At 53.2% G+C, this 25,483-nt stretch carries 29 protein-coding genes; 13 read left to right on the top strand and 16 right to left on the bottom strand.

Annotation, left to right across the window (positions count from 1 at the left end; translation table 11 throughout):
* The first annotated feature begins 104 nt into the window (after window positions 1–104).
* The gene (locus tag ABJM21_RS03745; RefSeq protein ID WP_348302740.1) at window positions 105–1,259 is read left to right on the top strand and encodes a cupin domain-containing protein; all 1,155 of its coding nucleotides are present in this window, start codon (window positions 105–107) and stop codon (window positions 1,257–1,259) included.
* Between the two features lie 31 nt (window positions 1,260–1,290).
* On the opposite strand, the gene ABJM21_RS03740 is transcribed toward ABJM21_RS03745, so the two are convergent.
* The 4 genes from ABJM21_RS03740 to ABJM21_RS03725 all read right to left on the bottom strand — a co-directional run bounded on the left by ABJM21_RS03740 (window position 1,291) and on the right by ABJM21_RS03725 (window position 4,570).
* Window positions 1,291–1,989 carry a glutathione S-transferase family protein gene (locus ABJM21_RS03740; protein ID WP_348302741.1) on the bottom strand — a complete coding sequence of 233 codons (699 nt, stop codon included), beginning with the start codon at window positions 1,987–1,989 and terminating at the stop codon, window positions 1,291–1,293.
* Between the two features lie 139 nt (window positions 1,990–2,128).
* Window positions 2,129–2,785 (bottom strand): hypothetical protein, encoded by a 657-nt coding sequence (locus ABJM21_RS03735; RefSeq protein WP_348302742.1) that lies wholly within the window; start codon window positions 2,783–2,785, stop codon window positions 2,129–2,131.
* Window positions 2,786–2,873: 88 nt separating this feature from the next.
* A complete protein-coding gene (purT, locus tag ABJM21_RS03730) occupies window positions 2,874–4,052 on the bottom strand; it encodes a formate-dependent phosphoribosylglycinamide formyltransferase (RefSeq protein WP_348302743.1) in 1,179 nt (392 codons plus the stop codon).
* A gap of 53 nt (window positions 4,053–4,105) precedes the next feature.
* Window positions 4,106–4,570: a VOC family protein gene (locus ABJM21_RS03725; RefSeq protein WP_348302744.1), complete on the bottom strand. Its 465-nt coding sequence runs from the start codon at window positions 4,568–4,570 to the stop codon at window positions 4,106–4,108.
* Window positions 4,571–4,708: 138 nt separating this feature from the next.
* Here ABJM21_RS03725 and ABJM21_RS03720 point away from each other — a divergent pair, with 138 nt between their 5' ends.
* The 3 genes from ABJM21_RS03720 (at window position 4,709) to ABJM21_RS03710 (ending at window position 7,185) form a co-directional block, all read left to right on the top strand.
* On the top strand, window positions 4,709–6,841 hold the full coding sequence (locus tag ABJM21_RS03720; protein WP_348302745.1) for a TonB-dependent receptor: 2,133 nt from the start codon (window positions 4,709–4,711) through the stop codon (window positions 6,839–6,841).
* A gap of 69 nt (window positions 6,842–6,910) precedes the next feature.
* A complete protein-coding gene (locus ABJM21_RS03715) occupies window positions 6,911–7,036 on the top strand; it encodes an Entericidin EcnA/B family protein (protein ID WP_348302746.1) in 126 nt (41 codons plus the stop codon).
* Between the two features lie 23 nt (window positions 7,037–7,059).
* Window positions 7,060–7,185, top strand: a complete 126-nt coding sequence (locus ABJM21_RS03710) for an entericidin A/B family lipoprotein (protein ID WP_348302747.1) — start codon at window positions 7,060–7,062, stop codon at window positions 7,183–7,185.
* Window position 7,186: 1 nt separating this feature from the next.
* On the opposite strand, the gene tatC is transcribed toward ABJM21_RS03710, so the two are convergent.
* The 9 genes from tatC to ABJM21_RS03665 all read right to left on the bottom strand — a co-directional run bounded on the left by tatC (window position 7,187) and on the right by ABJM21_RS03665 (window position 14,368).
* Entirely contained in the window at window positions 7,187–7,969 is a 783-nt protein-coding gene (gene tatC, locus ABJM21_RS03705; RefSeq protein ID WP_348302748.1) for a twin-arginine translocase subunit TatC, read from the bottom strand.
* Entirely contained in the window at window positions 7,966–8,325 is a 360-nt protein-coding gene (gene tatB / locus ABJM21_RS03700) for a Sec-independent protein translocase protein TatB (protein ID WP_348302749.1), read from the bottom strand. Before tatB ends, tatC begins: the two co-directional genes overlap by 4 nt.
* A 44-nt stretch (window positions 8,326–8,369) precedes the next feature.
* Window positions 8,370–8,597 carry a twin-arginine translocase TatA/TatE family subunit gene (locus tag ABJM21_RS03695; RefSeq protein ID WP_348302750.1) on the bottom strand — a complete coding sequence of 76 codons (228 nt, stop codon included), beginning with the start codon at window positions 8,595–8,597 and terminating at the stop codon, window positions 8,370–8,372.
* 28 nt (window positions 8,598–8,625) lie between these two features.
* A complete protein-coding gene (gene scpB, locus ABJM21_RS03690) occupies window positions 8,626–9,291 on the bottom strand; it encodes an SMC-Scp complex subunit ScpB (RefSeq protein WP_348303352.1) in 666 nt (221 codons plus the stop codon).
* Between the two features lie 34 nt (window positions 9,292–9,325).
* A complete protein-coding gene (locus ABJM21_RS03685; RefSeq protein WP_348303354.1) occupies window positions 9,326–10,102 on the bottom strand; it encodes a ScpA family protein in 777 nt (258 codons plus the stop codon).
* Window positions 10,103–10,119: 17 nt separating this feature from the next.
* Window positions 10,120–11,127 (bottom strand): beta-N-acetylhexosaminidase, encoded by a 1,008-nt coding sequence (gene nagZ / locus ABJM21_RS03680; RefSeq protein WP_348302751.1) that lies wholly within the window; start codon window positions 11,125–11,127, stop codon window positions 10,120–10,122.
* A gap of 124 nt (window positions 11,128–11,251) precedes the next feature.
* Complete coding sequence (locus ABJM21_RS03675; RefSeq protein ID WP_348302752.1) at window positions 11,252–11,881, bottom strand: SPOR domain-containing protein; 630 nt, start codon at window positions 11,879–11,881, stop codon at window positions 11,252–11,254.
* Between the two features lie 28 nt (window positions 11,882–11,909).
* Complete coding sequence (argS, locus tag ABJM21_RS03670) at window positions 11,910–13,634, bottom strand: arginine--tRNA ligase (protein WP_348302753.1); 1,725 nt, start codon at window positions 13,632–13,634, stop codon at window positions 11,910–11,912.
* A gap of 74 nt (window positions 13,635–13,708) precedes the next feature.
* Window positions 13,709–14,368 carry a hypothetical protein gene (locus ABJM21_RS03665; protein ID WP_348302754.1) on the bottom strand — a complete coding sequence of 220 codons (660 nt, stop codon included), beginning with the start codon at window positions 14,366–14,368 and terminating at the stop codon, window positions 13,709–13,711.
* 157 nt (window positions 14,369–14,525) lie between these two features.
* Here ABJM21_RS03665 and ispH point away from each other — a divergent pair, with 157 nt between their 5' ends.
* Genes ispH through rnhA form a run of 3 tightly spaced genes read left to right on the top strand, consistent with a single transcriptional unit; the run spans window position 14,526 to window position 16,893 of the window.
* Window positions 14,526–15,485: a 4-hydroxy-3-methylbut-2-enyl diphosphate reductase gene (gene ispH / locus ABJM21_RS03660; protein ID WP_348302755.1), complete on the top strand. Its 960-nt coding sequence runs from the start codon at window positions 14,526–14,528 to the stop codon at window positions 15,483–15,485.
* On the top strand, window positions 15,485–16,444 hold the full coding sequence (gene thrB, locus ABJM21_RS03655) for a homoserine kinase (RefSeq protein ID WP_348302756.1): 960 nt from the start codon (window positions 15,485–15,487) through the stop codon (window positions 16,442–16,444). The genes ispH and thrB overlap by 1 nt, the downstream gene beginning before the upstream one ends.
* Window positions 16,441–16,893 (top strand): ribonuclease HI, encoded by a 453-nt coding sequence (gene rnhA, locus ABJM21_RS03650; RefSeq protein ID WP_348302757.1) that lies wholly within the window; start codon window positions 16,441–16,443, stop codon window positions 16,891–16,893. Before thrB ends, rnhA begins: the two co-directional genes overlap by 4 nt.
* Window positions 16,894–16,952: 59 nt before the next feature.
* Here rnhA and ABJM21_RS03645 read toward each other — a convergent pair whose 3' ends face one another.
* The 3 genes from ABJM21_RS03645 to ABJM21_RS03635 all read right to left on the bottom strand — a co-directional run bounded on the left by ABJM21_RS03645 (window position 16,953) and on the right by ABJM21_RS03635 (window position 19,332).
* Window positions 16,953–17,129: a DUF1508 domain-containing protein gene (locus ABJM21_RS03645; RefSeq protein WP_348302758.1), complete on the bottom strand. Its 177-nt coding sequence runs from the start codon at window positions 17,127–17,129 to the stop codon at window positions 16,953–16,955.
* A 108-nt stretch (window positions 17,130–17,237) separates the two neighbouring features.
* Entirely contained in the window at window positions 17,238–18,356 is a 1,119-nt protein-coding gene (locus tag ABJM21_RS03640) for an FAD-dependent oxidoreductase (protein ID WP_348302759.1), read from the bottom strand.
* 13 nt (window positions 18,357–18,369) lie between these two features.
* Window positions 18,370–19,332: an alpha/beta hydrolase gene (locus ABJM21_RS03635; protein ID WP_348302760.1), complete on the bottom strand. Its 963-nt coding sequence runs from the start codon at window positions 19,330–19,332 to the stop codon at window positions 18,370–18,372.
* Window positions 19,333–19,393: 61 nt separating this feature from the next.
* Here ABJM21_RS03635 and ABJM21_RS03630 point away from each other — a divergent pair, with 61 nt between their 5' ends.
* From ABJM21_RS03630 to ABJM21_RS03605, 6 genes are all read left to right on the top strand, one after another.
* The gene (locus ABJM21_RS03630; protein WP_348302761.1) at window positions 19,394–19,867 is read left to right on the top strand and encodes a prepilin peptidase; all 474 of its coding nucleotides are present in this window, start codon (window positions 19,394–19,396) and stop codon (window positions 19,865–19,867) included.
* 74 nt (window positions 19,868–19,941) lie between these two features.
* On the top strand, window positions 19,942–20,892 hold the full coding sequence (gene cpaB / locus ABJM21_RS03625; RefSeq protein ID WP_348302762.1) for a Flp pilus assembly protein CpaB: 951 nt from the start codon (window positions 19,942–19,944) through the stop codon (window positions 20,890–20,892).
* Window positions 20,892–22,547: a type II and III secretion system protein family protein gene (locus tag ABJM21_RS03620; protein ID WP_348302763.1), complete on the top strand. Its 1,656-nt coding sequence runs from the start codon at window positions 20,892–20,894 to the stop codon at window positions 22,545–22,547. The genes cpaB and ABJM21_RS03620 overlap by 1 nt, the downstream gene beginning before the upstream one ends.
* Window positions 22,548–22,568: 21 nt before the next feature.
* Window positions 22,569–23,177 (top strand): CpaD family pilus assembly protein, encoded by a 609-nt coding sequence (locus tag ABJM21_RS03615; RefSeq protein ID WP_348302764.1) that lies wholly within the window; start codon window positions 22,569–22,571, stop codon window positions 23,175–23,177.
* Complete coding sequence (locus tag ABJM21_RS03610; RefSeq protein ID WP_348302765.1) at window positions 23,177–24,466, top strand: pilus assembly protein CpaE; 1,290 nt, start codon at window positions 23,177–23,179, stop codon at window positions 24,464–24,466. The genes ABJM21_RS03615 and ABJM21_RS03610 overlap by 1 nt, the downstream gene beginning before the upstream one ends.
* Before the next feature lie 40 nt (window positions 24,467–24,506).
* Entirely contained in the window at window positions 24,507–25,478 is a 972-nt protein-coding gene (locus ABJM21_RS03605) for a type II secretion system F family protein (RefSeq protein WP_348302766.1), read from the top strand.
* The last annotated feature ends 5 nt before the right edge of the window (window positions 25,479–25,483 follow it).

The following is a 25,483-nucleotide window of genomic DNA, read 5'->3' as shown; positions in this document are numbered from 1 at the left end:
TTGTCTGTGGCATTGATGACTGGATCGGGCAATGGAATAGCGCTTATGTTCGGACGGAAATTTATTGGATATCCTAATGCCGCCTGTTTCCCTAAGGAGCACCCATGCACTTCAAGAATTTCGATATCGCGACCTTCCTTCAGGGTAGCTGGCAAAAGAAACCACTCCATATCAAAAACCCATGGGCCGCATGGGCCAACCCGCTGGTACCAGATGAACTGGCAGGACTTGCTTGTGAAGAAGGTGTCGAATCTCGCTTGGTCACGCAGTCCGATGCGACATGGCAATTGGAACATGGTCCGTTGGCCGAAGAGCGTTTCGATAGTCTGGGGAGAAGCAACTGGACATTGCTTGTGCAGGCCGTCGATCAACAGGTCCCGGCGGTTTCCGCGCTGATCGAGCCGTTTCGCTTCATACCCAATTGGCGCATCGACGATGTGATGGTCAGCTTTGCCGCGGACCAAGGCGGCGTAGGCCCGCATTTTGACCAATATGACGTGTTTCTGATTCAAGGCGCTGGCAAACGCCGCTGGCAAGTGGGCGGCCACTGCGATGAAAACAGCGCCTTGTTGCCACATGATGATTTGCGTTTGCTGGCCAATTTTGAAGCAGAGGAAACATTTATCTGCGAGCCCGGCGACATTCTCTATATCCCGCCGGGTGTCTCACATGATGGTATAGCGATGGGTGATGATTGCATGACCTATTCGATCGGCTTTCGCGCGCCTTCTCGCAGCGAGCTGATCGGGGACTGGTGCGATGACTTGTTGGCCGATATGCAGGAGCAAGAGGATGATCGCTATGGTGATCCTGATCTGGCGATACAGGAAAATCCGGGCGAAATATCAATCAACGCCGTTGATCGACTCCACGCGATGATTACCGAGAAAATGGGTGATCGCGACAATTTCGCGCGCTGGTTTGGACAGTATAACAGCACGCCTAAATATCCTCAAATAGACTGGCAGCCGGAAGAGCCAATCGAGATGGAGGAGCTGCGCGAACAGTTGCAGCAAGGCGTGCCATTGAGCCGCAATCCGGCAAGCCGCTTTTCCTTCATCCGCAAAGATCAGCAATTATTGCTGTTCATTGATGGCCAGTGCATCGAATGTGCGGGCGATGCCATGTCCATTGCCGAAACCTTATGTGCCCAAACCCCCGTGACTATTGACGAGGCGCTGATCCATTCCGACGGCGTGATGGATTTGATATTGGCGCTCTATAATCGCGGCTGCTTAGCCTTCGAACCAGAGGACTAATGAGCAGCGGCGGTTTCGACCGCCATGCCGATCAGGACAGATCAAATTTCTCCGGAACCATCTTTGCCAACATTTTTTGACAGGCGGTCAGGTTGCGCTGAAAAATTCCATGGGCGTTCATCGCATCCAGAAAGGCGACCAGTCCAGGCCATTTAGCGGCGTCCGGTGGTCCGGCAATCAGGTCCGTCTGCATGAGCTGGGCAGCGATGGAGATGTCAGCGATGGAGAGCTTATCCCCGAGGAAATATTTCCCGCCGTCTAGTTCCCTTTCCAGGTAATCATAGAGCGGTGGCAATTTTTCATTCCACGTCTTGCGCGCGGTTTCCATATCTGGTTCGCCGCCAGTCATTGCGGCAAAGACAATCGGCCGGAACACACCCCCGCCGCCGTTCATCGCCATCACGCTGTCGGCATATTCCTCCAGCCATAGCGCCCGGCCATAGAGGAACGGATCGTCAGGATAAGCGGCAGGCTGTGGGCATTTCTTTTCCAGATATCCGCACATGGCCGAACTATCCGCAATCGTACCGGTCGTTCCCTCGGTACCAATCGACATATCCCGCAAGGCCGGAATCCGGGCCAGCGGGCTGATCTCCAGATACCAGTCCGGCATCGCCATGATATTGATCGCCACACAATCATAGTCCAAGCCTTTCAGCGCTAGCACCGCCTCCGCCTTGCGTTGGAAGGGGGACAAAGGCGATCCGTAGAGAATATATTCGGCGGTCATAAATGAGGCTCTCCGTTGATTTATGCAGTTAGTTTTATGACCGCCTATCAGCGATCAGAGGCGGCAGATGTCAACAAGCATTTTTCATTCATGCCGAACCGAGGCCCCACTATTTCGCAGCGACCGTATCTGGTTGGGGCTACTTTCTCAGAAAAAACCAGATCATCAACGGCGCAACGACCAATGGACCGAATAATATGAAAAAGACCGGGATCGATAGCTCGGCATAAATTTCAGCCAGCGGCGCGCGGACCGAAATAATCAACGCCCAGATCATCCGCGCCAAATGGCGCCGAACTCGGATAGCAGGCCGCCGATCTGCTTTGCGGAAGAAGTTTATGTCACCAACGAGCAAAATGATCGGGATGATGGCGATTACCAACGGCCCCATCACGGGGATATTCCCGGCCATGACATTGGGGATCGCCATCGCCATGAACAAAAGCAGCATGCCAAGCTCAAAGGCGAACAGGCCATATTCGGTGCGCTTGATCTTCTGGGAACCCGGTTGCAGCGCGAGATAGCCCGTTGCGATGGCGTAAAGCGCAGTCAATGCGGCGACAAATAACGGTGGAGCAAAACGCGTCGCCAGCAGAACCAGGGCAGTAACAGAGACCACGACCGTACTGACGATGAACAACCGGCCGCCGAGAATATGACGCCGACTACCTTTCTGCGAGGCCAGAGCAACCAGCGCACAAACCCATCCGACAAGCCCGATGATGATATGGATGTAATAGCTAAACGGGTCAAACGGCGCATAGTCAGCCAGATTGACGGGATCGACAGGAATCATGCGCCGCACTCCCAGTGGAGCCACAATGAAGAATGACCTTCAAACAGCAGTTGCACGACCCTCAGTACAACGAAGGCTAGACCGTTATTTAGTGATATTCAATCCCGACTGAAGCCGCCGCCTGTTTCGCGTGCGTCCGGGCCTCATCGCTATCCGCGCCGGTTGCCAGTGCCACCGCCATACGCCGATAAGGCCGCGTGACCGGTTTGCCGAATATCCGCACATCCACTTCAGCGCCTTCGTTGCTGAGGGCCAATGCTTCGGCAACGCCAGTGAAAGCAAAATCCTCGCTGTCGCGATCCGCCAAGATAACCGCACTCGCACTGGCTGGGGCGGTCAGGGCTATGTGCGGGATTGGCAGGCCCATGATGGCGCGAGCGTGGAGGTCAAATTCGCTCAGGTTTTGACCGATCAGGGTGACCATACCGGTATCATGTGGGCGCGGGCTGAGTTCGGAGAAGATCACTTCGCCGTCTTTTGTCACAAAAAACTCGACGCCGAACAGGCCATATCCGCCGAGATTATCCACGACTTGGCGTGCCATATCCTGCGCGGTGGTCAGCGCTGCTTCACTCATCGCGGCAGGTTGCCAGCTTTCCTGATAGTCTCCGCGTTCTTGCCGGTGACCGATGGGGGGACAGAACAATACGCCCTCCCTTGTCCGAACCGTCAGCAGGGTGATTTCATAATCAAAATCAATAAACTGCTCGACAATCACACGAGCGCGGTCGCCGCGCATATTATCGACTGCATAGGTCCACGCGGCTTCAAGGGCGGCGACGCTATCGACCTTGCTCTGTCCCTTGCCGGACGATGACATGACCGGTTTGATCACTAGCGGCAGTCCAATGTCGTCAGCTGCGGCCTGCACCTGGGCAAAGCTTTCAGCATAATGATAGCGCGAGGTGGTCAGGCCCAGTTCCTTGGCCGCCACATCGCGAATGGCGTCACGGTTCATCGTCAGTTGGGTCGCGCGGGCCGAAGGGACAACGTTGAAGCCTTCAGCCTCTACCTCGGCGAGAATTTCGGTGCGGATGGCTTCAACTTCCGGAACGATCAGATCGGGCTGATGCTTTGTAATGGCCGCACGCAATTTGTCGCCGTCGAGCATGGAAAAGACTTCGCTGTCATCCGCGACCTGCATTGCCGGAGCTGCAGCATAGGAGTCACAAGCGATAACATAGGCGCCAAGACGCTTGGCCGAAATAACGAATTCGCGGCCCAGTTCACCAGAACCGAGCAGCAGGATTTTTTTAGTGAAGGTCATGAAAGATAACCTAAACTAGAAATATATATTCGTCATCCTGTAGTTGGATGATTTTAAGCCGTTTCGCCTGCCATCATCTCAGCCATCCGCCGGTTTAATTCTTCCGGACTGACATCTTCAATATGCGTGGACAATGTCCATTCATGGCCGAACGGGTCTTTCACCCAACCGGAACGATCACCATAAAACTGATCCTCTACTGGCCGGACCGCAGTCGCGCCCGCCGCAACCGCCTTGTCGAAGGCGGCATCAGCATTTTCGACATAGATCATCAGGCTGCACGTTGCACCGCCCCGGGCCTTGGGACCCAGCTTGTCCATATCGGGAAACTCATCGGACAGCATGATATGGCTGTCACCGATCAATATATCCGCGTGACCAATCTTGTCGCCCATCGGCATGCGCATGACTTCCTCGGCACCAAAAGCTGCTTTGTAAAAATCGATCGCCGCTGCCGCATCATCGACGGTCAGATAGGCGGTAACGCTATGATAGCCGTCTTCTTTCCATTGGGTCATAATTCCTCTCCTCGCTAGAAGGCCATACTGTAGCAAATTTACATCACTTTTGCGAATATGCAATTAGGGAATTGATATAACATATCATTTACTCTATCCGCCCTTTTAATCGTTCCCCAATCCAGAAAAGAGTAGTCCGTGTCCCATCATAAATTTCTGACTTCCGCTGCTATTATATTATTGCCCGTATCCCCTGCATTCGCCCAGTCTGCTCAACAGACGGAAACCGGTGATGATTTTCATAATGACGACGCGATTGTTGTGACCGCGCCTTATGTCGAACGGCTCGACATATTGGCGGGCACATCCGTCCTCACCGGCGATCAGCTGACCAACGATTTGCGTGGCCAGATAGGTGACAGTCTGACCAAATTACCCGGTGTTTCAGCGACCAGCTTTGCCCCCGGCTCCTCCCGCCCGGTCCTGCGCGGCTTCCAAGGCCCGCGGGTCCGGGTGCTGACCGATGGTATCGGGACGCTAGATGCGTCCAACACCTCGGTCGATCATGCCGTTTCAATTGATCCTTTGACCGCCCAGAGTGTCGAAGTGCTGCGCGGACCAGCTGTACTGTTGTTCGGCGGCGACGCAATTGGCGGCGCGGTGAACGTCATCGACAAGCGTATTCCCCGCGATGTTCCCGATGAAGCTTTTCACCTTGATGCTGTCGGCGGCTTCGGCAGCGCGGCCAATGATTGGAGCGTCGGCGGCTCGCTAGATGTACCACTGACCGAGTCGCTGGTATTCCATATTAATGGCAGCTTCCGCGATACCGGTGATCTCGACATACCCGGCTTTGTCCTATCGCCGGAACTGCGCAGCGAAGTGCTGGCGCAAGTGGCAGAAGAAACCGAAGAAGGCAATCTTGATGAAGCGGCCGAACTAACCGAAACCGCCAATCAGCGGGGCACAATATTCAACAGCGCTAGCCGTACGTACAATGCCTCGACCGGTCTCGCCTACATCACAGACGGCGGCCATATCGGCTTTTCGGTCAGCTATTATGACACAGATTATGGTGTTCCCTCCCGGCCCGGCGCGGAACATGGCCATGAAGATGGGGATCCAGCCGATCCCGCCGGTGAAGAAGAGGAAGAAGGTCCGGTGACCATCGGCCTCGAACAGATCCGTGCTGATCTCCGCGCCGGGGTTAATCTGGGCGATGGTTTCTTTGAATTGCTCAATCTGCGCGCCGGTTATTCCGATTATGAGCATACCGAATTTGAAGGCGACGAAGTTGGTACCGTCTTTGAGGTTGAAGGCATCGAAGCCCGCGCGGAACTGGTTCAAAACGAACGCAATGGCTGGCGCGGTGTGATCGGCACGCAGCTTTTGGTACGCGATTTCAACGCCATTGGCGCCGAAGCCTTCGTTCCAAGAAACAGCATCGAAAGCTGGGCTTTGTTCACCGTACAGGAAGTCGATCTCGGCAATTTTGAAGTCGAGGCCGCTGCCCGGTTCGACAATACGGATATCAAATCCAATATTGTCAATTTTGATCGCAGTTTTGACAGTTTCTCGGGTGCATTGGGTTTTGCTTATGCCCCTGATGACAATGGTTTGAGACTCGGCGTCAATCTCTCTCGCTCGGAACGTGCCCCATCGGCAGAAGAACTGTTGTCCGACGGCCCGCATATTGCCACGCAGGCGTTTGAAATCGGCAATCCCAATTTCACCACCGAGAAAAGCTGGGGCGGCGAGCTTTATGCCCGCTGGAATTCAGAAGATGTCCAACTCAGCGCAACCGTTTATGCCAATTTCTTTGATGATTATATCTTTGAAACGGAAACTGGCGAAGAAGAGGACGATTTGCCGGTTTTCCAATTCTTTCAAGAAGATGCGACCTATTATGGCTTTGAAGCCTCCGCATCTGTCGTTTTCGCTCGCGCAGGCGGATTTGCTTTTGTCGCCGACGGGGTTGCCGATTATGTCCGAGCGAAAATCAAGGACGGCGGCGGCCCTGTTCCGCGGATCCCGCCCTTGCGGCTGCTCGGCGGTATTGGAGCCCAAAGCGATTCTCTCGACTTGCGGGCGGAACTGGAATGGTCAGACAGCCAGAACCGAGTTTCGACTTTTGAAACGTCAACCGACAGCTTTACCATGGTCAATGCCTCCGCTGCATGGCGGCCTTTGGGTAAGGATGGCGGCGTGACCCTGCTCGCCTCGGCCAATAATATCTTTGATGTGAAAGCGCGTCGTCATGCTTCGTTCACGAAAGATTTTGTACCGCTGGCTGGGCGTGATATTCGTGTCAGCGCAAAATTTAGTTTCTAGCGGAAATCGGGCCCAAAATCGGGGTGGCTTCGTGTTTCTGCTATAAACGCAGGATCAGGAGTTACCCTTATGCGCAAAATAATCGCTTCTATCGCCCTATCTTCAGCGCTTATACTGGGCGCGTGCAACACTGTGCAAGGTGTTGGCGATGATATTAAATCCGTTGGCCGTGCTGGCGAACGGGCGATCGATTAATCCATTTCATCGGGAGAATGAACATGCGCAAGATTTTGACATCATTGATAATTTCATCGACGCTGGTTCTAGCGGCCTGCAATACCGTGCAGGGCGTCGGCCAAGATATCGAATCAGTCGGCCGCGCCGGTGAAGACGCTATAAATTAAGCTATTCGCTGGTTTCTTCCAGCTTGGCGCGCTTGCGCTCGGTAAACCACATGATCGCTAGCGATACTTCGTAGAGCATGATCAATGGCAGGCCGAGTAGGAACTGCGACACAACGTCCGGCGGCGTTAGTATCGCAGCCAATACAAAGGCTGCGACAACCATGTAGCGGCGCAGCCCGATAAGCTGCTGGCGTGTGACCAAGCCTGCGCGATTGAGCAGCAACAGCAGCACTGGCAGCTGGAAACAGACGCCAAAGGCTAAGATGAATCGCATCACCAGATCGAGATAATCACCCATTGCGGGCAAGGCTTCCTGCGTCAGGCCGCCTACTTCGCCTTCAAAGCCGAGGAAAAACCGGAAAGCCGTTGGCATCACGATATAGTAAGCCAGAGCCGCGCCCGCCGTGAACAAAAGTGGCGTGGCGAAGATAAATGGCAGGAACGCCTTTTTCTCATTGGCATAAAGCCCCGGCGCAACAAAGGCCCAGAGCTGGTTGGAAATAATCGGAAAAGCGAGGAAGAACGCAGCGAACATCGCAACCTTTATCTCAACAAAAAACGCTTCATAAAGCTTGGTGAAAACGAGTTTCCCTTCACCCGGCGGAAAGGCGTCCGTTAGCGGCACGACCAACAGCCCGAAAATCTCGTCTGCAAAATAAAAGCTGACTGCAAAAGCGATGACCAAGGCCACCACGGCCCATACAAGGCGCTGGCGCAACTCGATCAAATGCTCGATCAGCGGCGCCTTGCTGTCATCTATGTCCGGTGCCGATTGCTCGTTCATGCGCCCGGTTTTTCTGGGCTATCATCGTTTAACGGCAGGTCAGGCTGATCATTGTCGCTTTTCTCATCAGGTGCAGCCGGGCCGTCCAATGGCTCCATCTGCGGCTCATCGTCGGAAACTGTCGGATGCTCCAACATGATGCGTTCGTTTTCAGACGCCCATTTCTTTTCCATTTCCTGCAGCTCGGCCTCGCGAACCATCGCGTCAAAGCCAGTGCGGAAATTGCCCATCACGCCGCGGGCCTTTGCCATCCAGCGACCTGCCGTGGCAAGCGCGCGCGGAAGCTCTTTCGGGCCAATCACGACAATGGCAATGATCACGATAATCGCGATCTCGGATATGGAAAGGTCAAACATATCTGTGCGCCGTCAGTTCCGGCCTAGATCCAGCGGGACCAGCCCTAGCCAGCGGTCTTGTCGGATGTCGTGGCTTTGTCCGCGCTGACATCAGCTGGTTTGCTGTCAATCTGCGCAGAAGCTTTCACGCTTTCCTCTTCTTCGGTAATGCCTTTTTTGAAGGACTTAATGCCTTTGCCGACATCACCCATCATCTCCGAAATCCGGCCGCGACCGAACAGGATCAGTACCAGTGCTGCTACAATTAAAATCTGCCAAATACTCGGTTGCATCGAAATTCTCCTGATCTATGCGCTCTACTTAAGCGCTTTCCGCCTCATTTTCCAGTGAATCGGCGGTGTCATCATCATTTTCTTGTGCACCATCTTCGTTAAGTTCCTGTTCCAGCGGCAATTCCTCTTCCGCCTCCATCTCCAGCCGTTCCATCGCCAGATCGACAGGGTCCAGCAAACCGGCGGCTTTCAGGTCATCAATACCCGGCAGTTCCTTGCGGCTTTGCAGGCCAAAATGGGTCAGGAATTCGGCCGTTGTGGCATAAATAAGCGGCCTTCCCGGCACTTCACGGCGACCGGCTGGACGGACCCAACCCGCTTCCATCAGCACATCCAGCGTACCTTTTGCTACCTGAACGCCTCGGATCGCTTCGATCTCTGCGCGGCTAACCGGTTCGTGATAAGCAATGATCGCCAGTGTTTCCATGCCCGCTCGGCTTAATTTGCGTAGCTCCGCCCGTTCCCGACGCAGCAGATGCGACAGGTCATGCGCCGTCTGAAAATGCCAACGGTCGCCGGCTTTCACTAGCGATATACCGCGCCCGGAATAATCATTCTGCAAATCATTGAGCGCAGCACGAATATCAATCTCTTCGCCGACATAGAGCTTGATATCAGCGATGGTCATTGGGTTTTCGGACGCAAACAGCGTCGCTTCTACGGCGCGTGTGCCTTCATCCATCTCGGCATTCATGCCCATGATCAGGTCGCGGTCATCTTTAACTGGCTCATCCATCACTGCTTGCTTTCAATTTTAACGGTGCAAAGCTCTCTTCCTGACTAAGCTCCAATTTCCCCTGTCGCGCCAGTTCGAGCGCTGCAACAAAGCTCGATGCCAGCGCCGATTTACGCAATTGCGGTGGTGCGCCCGGTGGGAGGAAGGCCCTGATGTCCATCCAGTCAACTGCCTCGCCGAGCATCAATGATACCCGTGCCAATGCGTCTTCCAGTGTCATCACCATGCGCTGTTTGACGATATGTACAGGTGGAACGCTACGCAATTTGACGCGGCCATAAGCTGAAATCAGGTCGAAATATTCCGCCTGCCAATGCCGGTTTTTAACAACCCGCAGGCCTTCAGGCGCGCCGCGAGCAAATACATCCCGGCCAATCCGGTCGCGAGCGAGCAATCGAGCCCCTGCTTCCCGCATGGCATTCAGCCGCTCCAGCCGCATTTGCAGACGCAGCGCCAATTCTTCCGGCGAAGGATCAACTTCCGGATCCTTGGGCAGCAGCAAGCCTGACTTTAAATAGGTTAGCCACGCCGCCATCACCAGATAATCAGCCGCCAGTTCCAGCTTCAAACTTTGCGCATCGGAGATATATTTCAAATATTGCTGGACCAATTCCAAGATCGAGATTTCCCGCAAATCGACTTTCTGATTGCGTGCAAGCGCCAGCAAAAGATCGAGCGGCCCTTCCCAGCCGTCAATATTCAACGTGAGTGACGTGTCTTCTTCCGCTGGTGATGGCGGAAAGAAAAAGCTCTCCGTTTCGCCGTCCATTTCCAGCTTCTGATCCATCAGGCCGCCGCCAACAATTCATCACGCCGGGCTACCAATTCTTGCAAATCCGGGCCGTCATCGGTTTCGGCTATGGTTGCCATCGCATCATCCAACCGCTGACGGGTTTTGGGCGTCATATCGGTCATGCCCTCTACGATGCCGGTCATATCATCCATTTTTGCCCAGCAATTTAGCGCAATGTCGCAGCCTGCCTCCTGCGCTCGAACGGCGCGTTCAGGCACAGAGTCCGACAAGGCTTCCATGTCCAGATCATCTGTAAACAACAGCCCATCAAAACCGATCCGGTCGCGAATAATATCCTGCACCACCGTTTTCGAGAGTGTTGACGGCACCTCCGCGTCCCAAGCCGTGAACAGCAAATGGCCGGTCATCCCCATAGGTGCGTCTTTGAGCGTCTTAAACGGCGCCAGATCCATCTCCAGTTCTTCGTCACTTGCAGTAACAGTTGGTAGCGCCTTATGTGTATCGACGCTGGTACGGCCATGGCCCGGCATATGCTTTACCACGCCAACGACACCGCCGCGCTGCAGCCCGTCCAATATCGCTCGGCCGAGAGCAGCAACCCGCATCGGTTCGCTGCCCAATGCCCGGTCGCCAATGACATTATTCGCATCCGGCTGGCGGACATCCAGAAGCGGCAGACAGTCTACCGTGATACCGACTTCATTCAGGCTCGTTGCAATCGCCTGTGCATTAAGTCGAGCCGCCTCAATCGCGGTGGCCGGGGCAATATCATAAAGCTTGTCAAATACTTCGCCGGCGGGGAATTTCGGCCAGATCGGTTCCTTCATCCGGGCGACGCGGCCACCTTCCTGATCAATTAATATGGCAAGATCATCGCGCCCATGCAGCGTGCGCAATTCATCGGTAAGCGCCCGCAGTTGGTCCTTGCTATCGATATTGCGGCCGAAAATAATATAGCCGGCAGGGTCGGACTCTTTAAAAAACGCCTTTTCGTCGGACGTCAAACTCAGCCCCGACATGCCAAAAACTGCTGGTGTCATGATCTAACTCTACCCAATCCCGCGCAAAATACCACCTTGGCATCATGCGCACAATTGACAGACCGGTAAAGCGGAAAGCGCCGTTATCCACAGCGCTTCCCCCGTTCTTACGGCTTTTTAGTCCTTATTGAGGGACAACAATGCAGCTTTCGCCAGCCGCTTTCAGGCCGTTGCACACTTTCTGTGCAGCAGAAACATCCGGAGCCACCGCATTCAGGCGATAAATTGTACCGCCTTCGACAGTGCCCTGAACGATTTTCTTCGGCAAAGCGCCAATATCGGCAAAGCGCCGGGAAAAACCGGACCAGGCACGATCAGCCTGACCGGATGAGCTAAACGCGCCCAGCTGGATCATCGCACTACCTGGTGTCGTCGGAGCAGCCTTTCTGATGGGCGCTTCAACCGGGGCAGCAGTACCCAGTTTTCCGGGCGTTTCCTGCCCTTGGCTAGCGGCGAAACTGGCATCACCTTCGCCTTCAAATTGTTTGGCCTGCGGGTCGTCGGGACGCACCTTATAGTCGCCCTCTTGCGCAGCGATCAGCGTGCCATCGCCGCTCAACCCGCCTGCATCACGATTTTGCATCCAATATATGCCGCCGACGATGGCCGCGAGCAAAGCAATCGCAAGACCAACGAACAAAGCGACGCGAATGGGAGAATATTCGTCCTCACCATCATAATCTTCCGCCGATTCAAGCCATGGCAGACGGTTTTCATCGTCCAGGTCCAGACTATCGCTATTCACATCAGACATACTCAAACCCCACAGTAATTTTGAACGCTCACATTTTGTCAGCGGCGCTAACCCCCATCAGCGCGAGACCGTTCTTAATTACTTGCCCTAAATATTTAGCTAAGAAAAGCCTAGCGGATGTCATGGCAGGATCATTAACCATGATAATCCGCATCTCAGGCCGATCATTGCCCATGTTCCAAAAGGCATGAAAGGCCGCCGCTAGGTCATTGAGATAGAAGGCAACCCGGTGCGGTTCGCGATTAGCTGCGGCCGATTCGACGATCCGCGGGAATTGGGCCGCTTGCTTGATCAGGTTCAATTCTTCAGCACCCAGCTTGCCAAGATGTTCCGCTGAAGGTTCGATATTTTCTTCAGCGGCCGCCTTGCGCAGCGTCGATTGAATCCGCGCATGGGCATATTGCACATAGAATACCGGATTGTCGCGTGACGCCTCGGTTACCTTGGCAAAATCAAAGTCCATTTGCGCGTCGGCCTTGCGGGTCAGCATGGTAAAACGCACCGCTTCCTTGCCGACTTCCTCCACCATGTCGGCAATGGTGACGAAGTTTCCGGAACGCTTCGACATTTTTTCAGGCTCGCCGTCGCGCAGCAACCGGACCATCTGAACCAGCTTGACGTCGAATTTGGTTTTTCCCTCGGTCAGCGCCGCCACAGCCGCCTTAATCCGTTTCACGGTGCCGGAATGATCGGCGCCCCAAATGTCAATCAGCTCATCCGCATTCTGGGCTTTCTGAAAATGGTAAGCGAGATCGCCACCGAAATAAGTCCAACGACCATTGGATTTCTTGATCGGGCGATCCTGATCATCGCCAAATTGGGTGGACCGGAATAGCGGCAGTTCCACCGCTTCCCAGTCATCTATGGTTTTGCCCTTGGGTTTTTCCAGCACACCGTCATAAACCAGATCACGCGACCGCAGTTCGGCCTCGGCAGCATCTGCCTTACCGGCCTCATGCAATTCCGCTTCAGACGAGAAAACATCATGTTTGATACCCAGCAGTTCCAGATCAGCCCGGATCATGTCCATCATGCCAGCAACCGCTGCCTTACGGAAGATCGGAAGCCAGTCATCAATCGGCGCATCAACATATTTATCGCCATATTGCTGCGCCAGCGCCCAGCCCACGGGTTTCAGATAGTCTCCGGGATAAAGGCCTTCGGGAATTGCCAAAATCGTTTCGCCGAGCGCTTCCCGGTAACGGATATGCACAGATTCAGCGAGAATATCGACCTGCGCACCGGCATCATTCACATAATATTCGCGGATCACTTTATGCCCGATAAACTCAAGCAAATCGGCCAGCGCATCGCCAACCACTGCGCCCCGGCAATGGCCCATATGCATGGGGCCAGTGGGGTTGGCAGAGACATATTCGACATTGACGGTGACGCCCTGCCCTTTGGTTGAGCGACCATAATCGGCACCCAATGTTTGGATTTCTCTTAGTTCTGCAATGAGGATAGCATCACTAACCCGTAGATTTATGAAACCTGGCCCAGCCATTTCCGCAGTCTTGACATCATCCAGAACAACCAGCCGATCGGCAATTTTTTCCGCCAAATCACGTGGCTTTTGACCCGCCGCCTTTGACAACACCATCGCAGCATTGGTCGATAGATCGCCATGCGACGGATCGCGCGGCGGTTCCAGCGTTACATTCTTGCGATCCAGATCGGCGGGCAAGTCTCCGCTGGCCACCAGATCATCCAAAGCTTTATCTATATGTTGCTGAAAAATATCAAACAGCATCGCTTCACCCCAATTTTCAATAGATTACAGAGCCCGAACCTGCCGAGCCAAAAATTACATATAACCTGAAAGCCTTATCGGGTCGCGTTATATTGTAGCTGCTCTGGGGTCAGCTGAAATCCGACCAAAAGCTCAAAGGTTGATCGCGCAACTGCTGCACGCACCGCTGGATCTGCCAGCGGGTCCAACGCAGCGTCCGGATCTCCAGGTTTTCTGCGGCGGGTAATTTTTTCAATCACATCTTCTGGCAAACGCGCAGCTGCGGCGTCCACATAGGAACCTGCCTTACCTGATGCAGAGGCCCGATATTGTCCGTCAGCAAAAGTCAGTGTCACATTTTTGACGCGCTTGGCGATAACGGCAGTGCCGCCCTGCACCACAGTCGAGAAATACGGCACCGTAACCGTCCGCGCACCATTGGGACGAGAACGGATAGCGTAAACATCAAAAGTGGCCTCAGAGTAAATGCGCGCGCCTTCACTATTACAGGTGGAGCGGAGATTGGTGATATTGGCTACCACATCAATTGCACTGGCATCGGTGCTACCCGCAGGGTCAAAGACCGTAACATCCCCTGTATGATCAGGAATGGCAACTGCAGGACAACCTGTTCGCGTAACACTGATGCCAACACCGGAACTGATGTCGAGCGCGCCATCCTTGGCACAGCCCGCCAGTGCCAAAACCGTTACACCCGTCAATAGCAGCTTGTTGAAACGCCCGTTGAATATCATGCCTATTCCTTGCCTTTAGTCCCATTTCACGCAGATATGATCTGCGTCCTTGTTCAGGGTTTGGAAACCCTTATCTATGCCTTTAAGAGCGCGCAACCATCCATAGGATGAACAGACAGGCTTTTCGCCGCCCCCGTTTTTCACTAAGGCTTTGATTATGAATCAGCAGAAATCAGAAAAACCCCGCATAAGCTTGCTTGTAGCCGCCCCGCGCGGCTTTTGTGCAGGCGTCGATCGGGCAATAAAAATTGTCGAACTGGCGATCGAAAAATATGGTGCGCCGGTCTATGTTCGCCATGAAATCGTCCATAATCGCTATGTTGTCGATGAATTGAAGAAGCTTGGCGCAATTTTTGTCGAGGAACTGGATGAAGTGCCGGATGGTGTTCCGGTGGTATTTTCTGCTCATGGTGTCCCGAAAGCGGTACCCCACAAAGCGGAAGAACGCGGACTGGAATATCTCGACGCCACCTGCCCGCTCGTATCCAAAGTGCACCGTCAGGCAGAACGTCAGGTAGAGGCCGGGCGGCATATTATTTTTGTCGGTCACGAGAATCATCCTGAGGTCATCGGGACATTCGGGCAGGTGGACGATGGGAAGATGACATTGGTTGAAACGGTTGAGGATGTCGCCGCGCTCGATCCTGCCGATCCGGACAAATTATCATTTCTGACCCAGACAACTCTGTCAGTCGATGACACGAGAGCCATAGTCGAAGCCCTGCAAGCTCGCTTTCCATCCATTGTCGGTCCAAAAGGCGAGGATATTTGCTACGCGACTTCGAACCGTCAGGAAGCCGTCAAGAGCATCGCGAAAGCCTGCGACCTTGTACTCGTCATTGGCGCACCCAACAGCTCCAATAGCCTGCGACTGGTGGAAGTGGCCGAACGGGAAGGGACAGATTCCTATCTGATTCAGCGCGCCGATGAGATTGATCTAGCGTGGATGGAAGGCGTCAGCACGTTGGGTCTGACCGCCGGAGCGTCAGCACCAGAGATATTGGTACGGGAAGTCGTCAACCGGCTGGAAGAACATTTTATCGTCGACGAGCAGAAAGTAGAAACCACCGACGAACGTATGGTCTTTAAACTCCCGCGCGGACTAGAAACCGCCTAATGGCAGTCTACACCAAGGTCAGCGCAGAAGAGATTGATGCCTTTCTGACCCGTTTTGATGTCGGTACGCTTGTCTCTGCCAAAGGCATTGCCGAAGGCGTCGAGAATAGTAACTATCTTATAGAGACAACTGAGGACCGCTTCATTTTAACGCTCTACGAAAAGCGCGTTGATCCGAATGACTTGCCCTTCTTCATTGCGATGCTGGACCATCTTGCCGCCAAAAAATGCCCCATCCCGCCGATGATTGCTGATCGAAACGGGGTCAAAATACAGGAATTGTGCGGCCGATCGGCTTGCCTCATCAAGTTTCTTCCCGGCATTTCCGTGACTGTGCCAACAGCGGCACAGGCCCAGGCGACAGGACGTGCCCTAGGTAATATGCACGATGCCCTGCGGGATTTCACGGGTACGCGGCCCAACAGCATGAACCATGATACGTGGCGGCAATTGGCAAAGGACTGCGGCCCCGATAATCTCGATGCCATTGCATCCGGTTTGCATGATCTGGTGGAAGCCGAGCTAGATCATCTTGATGCCCATTGGCCGGATGATCTACCCCAATCCGTCATTCACGCCGATCTATTTCCGGACAATGTGCTGATGCTAGATGATCAGGTCACTGGCCTGATCGACTTTTATTTTTCCTGCACCGATATCCGGGCCTATGATTTTGCAATAACCCATACTGCGTGGTGTTTTTCGGAAGATGGTGCACATTTTGATGCGGCAGTCTCGTCAGCCCTTCTGGAAGGCTATCGCGAAACATTTGATCTTGGTAGAAACGAGCGCTTGGCTCTCCCGATACTGGCGCGCGGCGCAGCACTGCGCTTCATGCTCACCCGCGCCTACGACTGGATCAATACCCCCGCCGACGCATTGGTGACTCGCAAAGACCCAACGGCCTTTCTTAATCGCCTGAAATTTTATCAGGACAATCCGGATATTTTCAAAGCATGAGCGATCTTTCTTACGTCGAAATCGCCACAGATGGCGCATGTAAAGGCAATCCTGGTCCAGGTGGCTGGGGCGCATTGATTCGCTTTGGTGACAAAGAAAAGGAAATTTCCGGCGGCGAGCCCGAAACGACCAATAACCGCATGGAATTGCGTGCGGCCATCGAAGCGCTCAACGCATTGAAGCGGCCTTGCAAGGTGAAACTATCCATCGACAGCACCTATGTGAAAGACGGCATCACACAATGGGTATTTAACTGGCAGAAAAATGGTTGGCGCACGGCGGCCAAAAAGCCGGTGAAAAATGCGGACCTATGGCAAGACCTGCTCGAGGCGGTGAAACGTCACGACATAGAATGGCATTGGGTAAAGGGTCATGCCGGTGATGCTGACAATGAGCGAGCCGATATGCTGGCAAGCGACGCGGCCTTAAATGTGGCCGCCGGCTTCTAGGAAGCAAAATGCGTCATCCCGGCATCAACCGGGACAACGCTTAAACTTGTTGGGTAGCCTTAGCTATTATCTTCAACGTCAGCACCAGGACCATTTTTAATGATCGAAGCGATCGCATTTTTGGCGCTAGCCTTGCTTGCATAACCCTCGGTCGAGAACATGATTTCGCTATTATGTTTGAAGCGAACCCGGAACTCGCCTTTTTTATCTTTATAGATCTCAAATTTATGCGCCATTTTTCGGCTCTCCTTTTTCGGCCTATGCTGGCCTTTATCGGTCCCCATCGGACTTCCGATTTATTGCGTCTTAAAGCGTTGAACGCAACGGCAAATATTTAAATCTGCTCAATGGGCGAAACGAACGGGATCATATAAAGCCGCTTCAAGCGATCGTACGGATGGCTCGCGCTCCACATCCAGAAAAATCGACCTAGCCAATTTGGCCGCTGCCGGAGCGGTTTGAATGCCGAAACCACCTTGACCCGCAAACCAGAAAAAGTCCGGTTGCTTGGGGTCAAATCCATAAACCGGCAGCCTGTCAGGCGAAAAGCTGCGCAGGCCCGCCCATTTGCGATTCACGCTCCGAATTTCAACATCCATTATCGACTGAAACCGGTCAATCGCCAGAGCCACATCCCATTCCTCTGGCGCAACATCTCCAGCTGGCACCGGTGTTTCGTCATGCGGACTAAGCCAATAGCTGCCGCCTGCTTCGGGTTTGAAATAGAAACTTCCGTCCAGCGCCACCACAAGCGGCATCTCCGGTGACGACTCCGGATCCGTTTGCAATTGCACCATCGTTCTGCGCATCGGCTGAATATCGATCGGCAGCGCTCCGGCCAGTGCTGATACCTCCGCTGCCCAAGCGCCAGCCGCGTTGATGATTTGTTTGGCATGAACAGTTTCACCGCCACTATGGATAGCCCACACACCGTTCTCGCGCGCAATCTTCTCTACCCGCATTCGGCATAAAAGTGTCGCACCTTTACGCTTTGCATCACGTAAATACGCCATGTGAAGACCCGCCACGTCAATATCGCAGCAATCGGGCTCATATACCGCGTGGTCCCAACCCGGCTTTAGATTGGGCACAACTTCGCCGATTTCGTTTTTGCTCCACGGGGTCATGGCGACTCCGCTTTCAGCAAATTCAGCAATAAACTGATCCACCAAAAGCTGTTCGTCGGAACGCGCAATATTAATTGCCCGACGCTTCATCAGGAAGCTAGCCTCAGAAAACGTGAAATCTGGATCACTCAAAAAACCATAAGACGCCGTTGTCAGCGGTTGCACTTGCGGACCACCATAGGTCTCTGTCCAGAAAGCAGCAGATCGGCCGGTACTGTGATAACCGGGTTGATCTTCCGCTTCCAGCATGACCACTGACCGTTGATCGGCAATTTCCGAAGCAATGCTTGCGCCCGCTATTCCGGCTCCGATTATCGCAACATCATATTGGTTCATGAAGGGAAAAAACTCATTTCAAAGGTGCCACTCTATCCAGAAATTCAAAACTGGCCTGCAAGGCTTCATTCCGCACGGGATCGGCTTCCCGGTAAATCTCATGCGCACATTCTTTGCCAAATAATTTCATCTCAGCCCGAGGCAAGAGATGCAGCGCCCGTTCTATGGTCGCATGATCAACCAGCTCATCCGTCGCCGTTGCAAGCATCAATATCGGTATGTCCACAGCCTCCAGATGCTTTCGGTTTCTCAGATGTCGGGTCGAGCCATAGGCCCGCTCCACCCAGCGCCAGCTGGCTGGCCCCAGACGCACAAAGGGCCGCTCGCCAAACCAGAAAAACTCGTCTGAATAACGATCCGCATCGTGGGTTAACAAGCCTTGCCGCAAAACTTCTGGTTCCAACGGTTTCTCACTGACTTTCCAGGCGCGGCGCTTTTCCCTGCCAAAAGCGCAGATAATCTTGGACAGTAAATAGGCCGTCCATTCCGGCATTCCGCCGCCCGCCGGCGCCAGCATTGGCGCGCTTAAAATAACGGCGTCGGGATAGATGCGCTGTTCCGCCAGCGCGCGGGCGACCAGATGTCCGCCCATGCTGTGACCAATAACGATATGCGGACCGGGATGGCTGGCGCGCCAATCCGGATAAAAGGCCCGCAGATCATCAACCCATGTGGCGAAATCATCAATATGCCCGACATGAGGATGCGGACCACAGCGGCCAGAACCACCCTGCCCGCGCCAATCGGGTGATGTCACATTCCATCCGGCTGCGTGAAAATCGTTAAACGTCTCAACATATTTTTCGTAAAAATCCGCCCGGCCGGTCATAAATAATATCGAACCGCGATTTTCTTTACAGGATTGTGTCCACTCAAATTGTCGGATCGCCCAACCGTCAGGGGCGTGCCATTCCAGCTCTTTGGCGTCTTTGGGAATGGATCGTCGATCAAATAAAGGCGGGTTTGATCGACTCAACAATGGGCTCCGGTCATCATGGTTACTATTTGGTAAGGCATTTTTCTTAAAGCTGTTTCCCATGAACGGGGAACAACTCATCTACTTGCTCTGGGGCGGATTGGCAATTGCACTGATTGTGGCGGCCATTACCGATATCAGGAGCCGTCACATTTCAAACAAGCTGAATTTGGCCATTGCGCTCGGCGCACCACTATTTTGGATTGCCAGCGACATGACTTTCTGGCCCGACATGGTGTGGCAAATCGGCATCGCTACGGTCGTGTTTACCATATTTGCCGGAATGTTTGCCATTGGCGCGATGGGTGGCGGGGACGTCAAACTCCTGACAGCCATTGCGTTGTGGCTCCATTGGCTCACTTTAATTCAGATGCTGGTGATCATGTCGATCGCTGGCGGTGTGCTTACGTTGTTAATGATAACAGCTAAGAAAATCCAAAAAACTGAGGGTCCAGTAAAGGTCCCGTACGGAGTCGCCATATCATTTGCGGGGCTTTGGATAATTAGCGAACGATATTTTAACCATTTTACTTGAAAGAGAAATTTACCGCCAACGGATCGTTTCAGGGTGATCGATTTGGGTGGGGCATTCAGGAGGCGTAAGACGTCATGGACAAAAAGAAACTTATATTGCTAGTCGGTGCATTGGTTGTGGCTGTAGTCACAGCATTGCTCGCAAGAAGCATGTTCACCGGTGCGAGCGCACCTCAGGCAGAAGCGAAGAAGGTCGAGGTACTCGGTGAAGAAGTCCTGGTGGCTTCACGCGCTCTGCCCGTCGGTACAATCATTACACCTGACGCTTTCAGCTTTCAGCCTTGGCCTGAAGATCTGGTTGAGGAAGCTTATTTCCAGAAAGAGGGCACAGATATTGAAGCCCTGAACGGAACAGTGGTTCGCAATGCCATTACGGCAGGCCAACCGCTAACCAAGGGCGCCATTGTAAGCCCTGGCGATCGCGGATTTCTTGCTGCGGCGCTTAGCCCTGGTATGCGTGCTGTAACAATCCCGGTATCTGGATTAACCGGTGTTGCAGGATTTGTATTCCCTGGCGACCGTGTTGACCTGATGCTCACGCAAAAAGTCGTCGGTGATGGTCCAGAAATGCAAGTTTCTGAAACAGTCATTCGCAATGTCCGTGTTTTGGCTACCGACAATCGTGTGACACAGACTGTCAACGAGGCTGGTCAAGCCGTTGCAACCAAGACCAAATTGGTCACACTGGAAGCAACGCCGAAAATTGCTGAGAAAGTAGCGGTAGCACAGACTTTGGGTACCTTGAGCCTCTCTCTCCGTTCGCTGGCAGATAGCACAGCTGAACTGGAAGAGGCTATCGCATCAGGCGAAATCACGCTGCCGAAAACAGATGATCCTGCTGAAGAAGCAGCAATGATCAAGTCTCTGGCAACACGGCCAAATGCCAAAAAATCAACATTTTCAACCGGCGGAGAAGTGTCGCGCTTTGAAGCACGCACGCCACCTATCGCAGAACAACCCGAAGGACCAAAAGTCCGAGTTGCACGCGGTAACTCCGTCAACGAAGTTAAGTTTGGAGACAAATAATGTCCACGCAACATGCAAAACAGAGCCGGTTGATGAACGATATTTCAATCAAAAAAACAATGGGTACAGCAGTTGCTGCGGTTCTAGCCTTAGCTGTAACCGCGAACAGCACTACACCGCTTAACGCACAATCGGTCAAGGTTTCCGCACCGCAATCCCGTGTAACGGTTGCCGTCGGTCGCGGCAAGCTGATCACATTGCCTGCACCTATTGAAGATATTTTTATCGCCGAGAGCAGGATTGCCGATGTGCAAGTCCGCTCACCGCGCCAAATCTATATCTTTGGTAAAACCGGTGGACAGACCAGCTTTTATGCAACCAGCCGGTCCGGAAAAGTTGTATATTCCGCAGAAGTATCTGTAGGGGCAGAGATATCCTCTATTGATCAAATGCTTGCTCTGGCAATGCCGGATGCAAAGATTACGGTCAGCTCCAATAATAATTTCGTTTTGTTGACCGGAACTATCGCGAACCCAGATGATGCGGAAGAAGCCGAAAACCTGGTAAGAGCTTATGTTGGTGATGGCGCAGGTGGCGAAGGCACTACGGTCGTCAGTCGCCTAAAAACGGCAACCCCCATGCAAGTCAACTTGAAGGTGCGGTTTGCTGAAGTTAGCCGTTCACTAGCCAAAAATATCAATGGCAATCTGTTGACGCGTGATTCTACCAGCGGGTTCCAATTTGGTGTTGCGCGGGGCCGGAACTTTGGTTCGATTACGGATTTTGATACAAGCGGCTTCCCGACCCTGGATGCATCCAATCTGTTTGGTTTGCCTGCTGGGTCCATTTCCTTGCCTTTTAACACGGCAACGGGCCAGTTTGTTACCCAGGGCGGCACCGCATTTAACTTTAACCAAGCAACTGGTTTGGACTCTATTCAAGCCGCAGGCCGCCTTTTTGGTCTAGATATTGCTACCGCACTGGACGTATCCGAACGCATTGGTTTGGTCACTACATTGGCGTCGCCCAACCTGACCACGATTTCTGGTGAAACTGCCAGCTTCTTGGCTGGTGGACGCTTTCCGATACCCCAATCATCCGGTTTCGGCGAAGTTAGTGTCACCTACCAAAGCTTTGGTGTTGAGCTTTCTTATACGCCAACGGTATTATCTAATGGACGGATTTCGATTAGGGTCAAGCCAAGCGTATCTGATATATCAGCAAATGGCGCTGTCCGTTTGAACGGCTTTGAAATTCCAGCCATCTCTACCCGGGAAGCGGAAACGACCGTCGAACTGGGTTCTGGCGAAAGTTTCATGATCGCTGGGCTGATGCAAAATAACTACAGCTCAACCATCGATAAGACTCCGGGACTGGCTGATGTGCCTATCCTCGGCAATCTGTTCAAATCTGATGGCTATCGGAAAAACGAAACCGAGCTGATGATCGTTGTCACCCCATATCTGGTCAAACCGGTCAGCGATAGGGACATTGTCTTGCCAACAGACGGGTTCAAACAAGCCAATGATTTTGAGCGGTTGATTATGAACCGGCACAGTTCAAACGGTACGGGCGATCGTCCAAAACCATCGGTTGCACCGCCTGTCGCTTCCGGTCCTGCTCTGAGCAGCCTCTCGGCTCCAGCGACTGGTAAAACCGCAAAGAAATCGAAAAAATCTGGTGGCGCTGCTCCCGGTTTCAGCTTCGATAAATAGTCCGTTTTAGGAGAATACATCATGCGTTTTGTTTCTACAGCACTTGTAACCGCTCTCGGACTTTCCGTTGCTGCATGCGGTGCCAATACCGCCAACCGAACAGTTTATAGTGAGCGGCAACCCGTTGTTACACGCACCAATTTTGTATTGGATGTCAACACTGCTGGATCTGGGTCTTTATCCTCCGGCGAGCTAGAGCGCCTTGGCGGTTGGCTTGACGCACTGGGACTGGGTTATGGAGACCGTGTCTCGATCGATGATCCCAGCTATAATGCCAGCGCATCTGCGCGCGGTGCTGTTGAGGCACTGGCTGCACAAAAAGGATTGTTGGTTAGCGAGCTCGCACCCGTAACCGAGGGCAATGTTCCAAGCGGGGCGATGCGCGTTATTGTATCACGCTCTATCGCTGAGGTTCCTGGTTGCCCGGACTGGAGCAATCGCAGCCATACCGATTTTCAGGCGCGTACTAGTGAAAATTACGGCTGCGGTATTAACAGCACGATGGCAGCCATGATTGCCGATCCCGAAGACCTTGTCCGCGGTAAGTCCCGCAATGGGGAAGATCAAGCGGAGGCATCGAAAGCCATCCGCGCCTATCGTGATAAAGCCAAACAAGCTGGAGGCCTATAATGAACGCTCCCTGGAAACCCGGTGCCGTGAACGGACGTGATCCTTTCTCAGCCTTCGTATGCGACGATGATACGCTAGATCTCTTGCGCCCTGTCGTCGAAGAAATGGGATGGCCCGTTGACAAATGCCATAAAGGTGGACTGCGCAATGCGGTACAATCGCTTTCTGTTGCTGCGAGCCCTAATATCCTACTGGTCGACTTGTCAGAATCAGGCGATCCGCTGGCCGACATTAATTCTCTTGCGGAAGTCTGCGAGCCAGGCACCGTCGTTATCGCGATGGGCCAGGTCAACGATGTTCGCCTCTATCGCGATTTGATCGTCAGCGGCCTTCAGGACTATTTGCTGAAACCATTCAGCCCCGAACAATTGCGCGATGTCCTCGGTCAGGCACAAGCTGTCTTGAACGCGCCGAAGAGTGAAGAAACCGGAAGTGAAAAACCGCATGTTTCGACGGCGGTTATCGGAACCCGTGGCGGCGTTGGCGCATCAACGGTTGCGACTTCTCTGGCCTGGCTCCTCAGTCAGGAAAAAGAACGCCTGACAGCGTTGCTGGATCTGGATGTTCATTTTGGAACCGGTGCTCTGGCGCTTGATCTGGAACCAGGTCGCGGCTTAACCGACGCGATCGACAATCCCAGCCGGATTGACGGCCTGTTCATCGAACGTGCCATGATCAAGGCGAATGAGAAGCTGTCCCTGTTGTCTGCAGAAGCGCCAATCAATTCGCCTATGATGACGGACGGAACGGCCTTCTTCCAACTTCAGGAAGAATTTCGGGCTGCTTTTGAATGTACGGTGATAGATTTGCCGCGCGAAATGCTGATCAGTTATCCGCATCTCTTGGGCGACGTAAATGCAACCGTTATTGTCACAGAATTGACACTGGCTTCTGCACGCGACGCTATTCGCCTGCTGTCTTGGCTGAAATCACATGCCGCACAGAGTAAGGTGATTGTTGTCGCCAATAAAGTTCAGTCCGGCAATCAAGAGATTTCCCGACAGGATTTTGAGAATTCGATTGAACGTAAAATCGACATTGTCATCCCAGCTGACCCTAAAGCGGCTGCGCATGCGGCAAAATTGGGCCAAGCCTTTGTGGAAGCTGGCAAGTCCAGCAAAGCAACCGCTAAAATTGTTGCCTTGTCCGAATTTATTCTCGGAACCGTCGAAGACGAAGGCGAGGAAGGCGAGGACAAAGCGAAAAAATCTTTGATGGATAAATTTGGCGGCGTGAAGTCGCTCTTGCCTTCAAAGAAAAAGAAGGAAGCTGAAGCATCCAAATCGTGATGCGACAGCTGTTTCTTTCTAAAATGCGAGGACGCACCTAATGGATATGATGCAAACAGCCATACTTGCCGGCGGAGTTTTGATATTCCTGATGCTCGTCGTTTTCGCTTTTGCTGGTCCTTCCGAGGCCGCAGCAAAGGCAAAACGATTGGATAAAGTGCGTTTCCGTCACTCGGAAAGCACGAACGCCAAGATGGAAGCACAGATGAAGAAGGCGGTCACAGCCCGCCGGAAAAATCATCGTCCAACTGGCGAAACGCTGTCGAAGATGGATATGCTTGCTATCCGCTTGGATCGGACCGGCCGTGAGTGGACCATCAAACAGTTTTTCACGGTTTGTGGCGGTCTCGCTTTAATCTTGGCTGCAGGGCTTTTCTTCCAGGGAGCTCCAATCCTGCTCTGTCTCTTCGGCGGCATGGCGATTGGTTTTGGTCTCCCTCATATGATTGTGGGCGTTCTCATCAGTATGCGTGTGAGCAAATTTACTGCTGCCTTTCCCGACGCGATTGAGCTTTTGGTGCGCGGTCTGCGATCCGGTCTACCGGTCACAGAGACTATTGGTGTTGTCGCAAAAGAAATTGATGGTCCTGTTGGCGAAGAATTTGCCAAAGTTGTAGACCGGATTAAAATTGGCCGCACAATGGAAGATTCATTGGGCGAAAGCGCGAAACGCCTCGATACGGCCGAATTCAAGTTTTTCTGCATCACTTTGGCCATCCAGCGTGAAACTGGTGGTAACCTCGCGGAAACTTTGGCCAACTTGGCAGATGTACTGCGTAAACGTGGCCAGATGAAATTGAAAATTAAGGCGATGTCATCGGAATCGAAAGCATCGGCCTATATCGTTGGTTCCTTGCCATTTATCGTCTTCGCATTGGTTTGGTCGGTTAATCCTACCTACCTTGCGGGGTTCTTTTACGAAGAGCGTCTGATTATCGCAGGGCTGGGCGGCCTGACCTGGATGAGCATTGGTGTGTTCATCATGGCCAAAATGGTCAACTTTGAAATCTAAGCTGA

It is taken from the genome of Parasphingorhabdus sp. (genome assembly GCF_039977335.1).
In the GTDB taxonomy this organism is placed as follows: Bacteria; Pseudomonadota; Alphaproteobacteria; order Sphingomonadales; family Sphingomonadaceae; genus Parasphingorhabdus.
The sequence above is the reverse complement of the archived record's forward strand: the minus strand, read 5'-3'. Positions and strand labels throughout refer to the sequence as shown.

Bases quoted from the DNA above. Each gene is read 5' to 3' on its own strand.
- ABJM21_RS03745 (WP_348302740.1), top strand. From the start codon at position 105: ATGCACTTCAAGAATTTCGATATCGCGACCTTCCTTCAGGGTAGCTGG.
- ABJM21_RS03740 (WP_348302741.1), bottom strand. From the start codon at position 1,989: ATGACCGCCGAATATATTCTCTACGGATCGCCTTTGTCCCCCTTCCAA.
- ABJM21_RS03735 (WP_348302742.1), bottom strand. From the start codon at position 2,785: ATGATTCCTGTCGATCCCGTCAATCTGGCTGACTATGCGCCGTTTGAC.
- purT (WP_348302743.1), bottom strand. From the start codon at position 4,052: ATGACCTTCACTAAAAAAATCCTGCTGCTCGGTTCTGGTGAACTGGGC.
- ABJM21_RS03725 (WP_348302744.1), bottom strand. From the start codon at position 4,570: ATGACCCAATGGAAAGAAGACGGCTATCATAGCGTTACCGCCTATCTG.
- ABJM21_RS03715 (WP_348302746.1), top strand. From the start codon at position 6,911: ATGCGCAAAATAATCGCTTCTATCGCCCTATCTTCAGCGCTTATACTG.
- ABJM21_RS03710 (WP_348302747.1), top strand. From the start codon at position 7,060: ATGCGCAAGATTTTGACATCATTGATAATTTCATCGACGCTGGTTCTA.
- tatC (WP_348302748.1), bottom strand. From the start codon at position 7,969: ATGAACGAGCAATCGGCACCGGACATAGATGACAGCAAGGCGCCGCTG.
- tatB (WP_348302749.1), bottom strand. From the start codon at position 8,325: ATGTTTGACCTTTCCATATCCGAGATCGCGATTATCGTGATCATTGCC.
- ABJM21_RS03695 (WP_348302750.1), bottom strand. From the start codon at position 8,597: ATGCAACCGAGTATTTGGCAGATTTTAATTGTAGCAGCACTGGTACTG.
- scpB (WP_348303352.1), bottom strand. From the start codon at position 9,291: ATGAATGCCGAGATGGATGAAGGCACACGCGCCGTAGAAGCGACGCTG.
- ABJM21_RS03685 (WP_348303354.1), bottom strand. From the start codon at position 10,102: ATGGACGGCGAAACGGAGAGCTTTTTCTTTCCGCCATCACCAGCGGAA.
- nagZ (WP_348302751.1), bottom strand. From the start codon at position 11,127: ATGACACCAGCAGTTTTTGGCATGTCGGGGCTGAGTTTGACGTCCGAC.
- ABJM21_RS03675 (WP_348302752.1), bottom strand. From the start codon at position 11,881: ATGTCTGATGTGAATAGCGATAGTCTGGACCTGGACGATGAAAACCGT.
- argS (WP_348302753.1), bottom strand. From the start codon at position 13,634: ATGCTGTTTGATATTTTTCAGCAACATATAGATAAAGCTTTGGATGAT.
- ABJM21_RS03665 (WP_348302754.1), bottom strand. From the start codon at position 14,368: ATGATATTCAACGGGCGTTTCAACAAGCTGCTATTGACGGGTGTAACG.
- ispH (WP_348302755.1), top strand. From the start codon at position 14,526: ATGAATCAGCAGAAATCAGAAAAACCCCGCATAAGCTTGCTTGTAGCC.
- thrB (WP_348302756.1), top strand. From the start codon at position 15,485: ATGGCAGTCTACACCAAGGTCAGCGCAGAAGAGATTGATGCCTTTCTG.
- rnhA (WP_348302757.1), top strand. From the start codon at position 16,441: ATGAGCGATCTTTCTTACGTCGAAATCGCCACAGATGGCGCATGTAAA.
- ABJM21_RS03645 (WP_348302758.1), bottom strand. From the start codon at position 17,129: ATGGCGCATAAATTTGAGATCTATAAAGATAAAAAAGGCGAGTTCCGG.
- ABJM21_RS03640 (WP_348302759.1), bottom strand. From the start codon at position 18,356: ATGAACCAATATGATGTTGCGATAATCGGAGCCGGAATAGCGGGCGCA.
- ABJM21_RS03630 (WP_348302761.1), top strand. From the start codon at position 19,394: ATGAACGGGGAACAACTCATCTACTTGCTCTGGGGCGGATTGGCAATT.
- cpaB (WP_348302762.1), top strand. From the start codon at position 19,942: ATGGACAAAAAGAAACTTATATTGCTAGTCGGTGCATTGGTTGTGGCT.
- ABJM21_RS03620 (WP_348302763.1), top strand. From the start codon at position 20,892: ATGTCCACGCAACATGCAAAACAGAGCCGGTTGATGAACGATATTTCA.
- ABJM21_RS03615 (WP_348302764.1), top strand. From the start codon at position 22,569: ATGCGTTTTGTTTCTACAGCACTTGTAACCGCTCTCGGACTTTCCGTT.
- ABJM21_RS03610 (WP_348302765.1), top strand. From the start codon at position 23,177: ATGAACGCTCCCTGGAAACCCGGTGCCGTGAACGGACGTGATCCTTTC.
- ABJM21_RS03605 (WP_348302766.1), top strand. From the start codon at position 24,507: ATGGATATGATGCAAACAGCCATACTTGCCGGCGGAGTTTTGATATTC.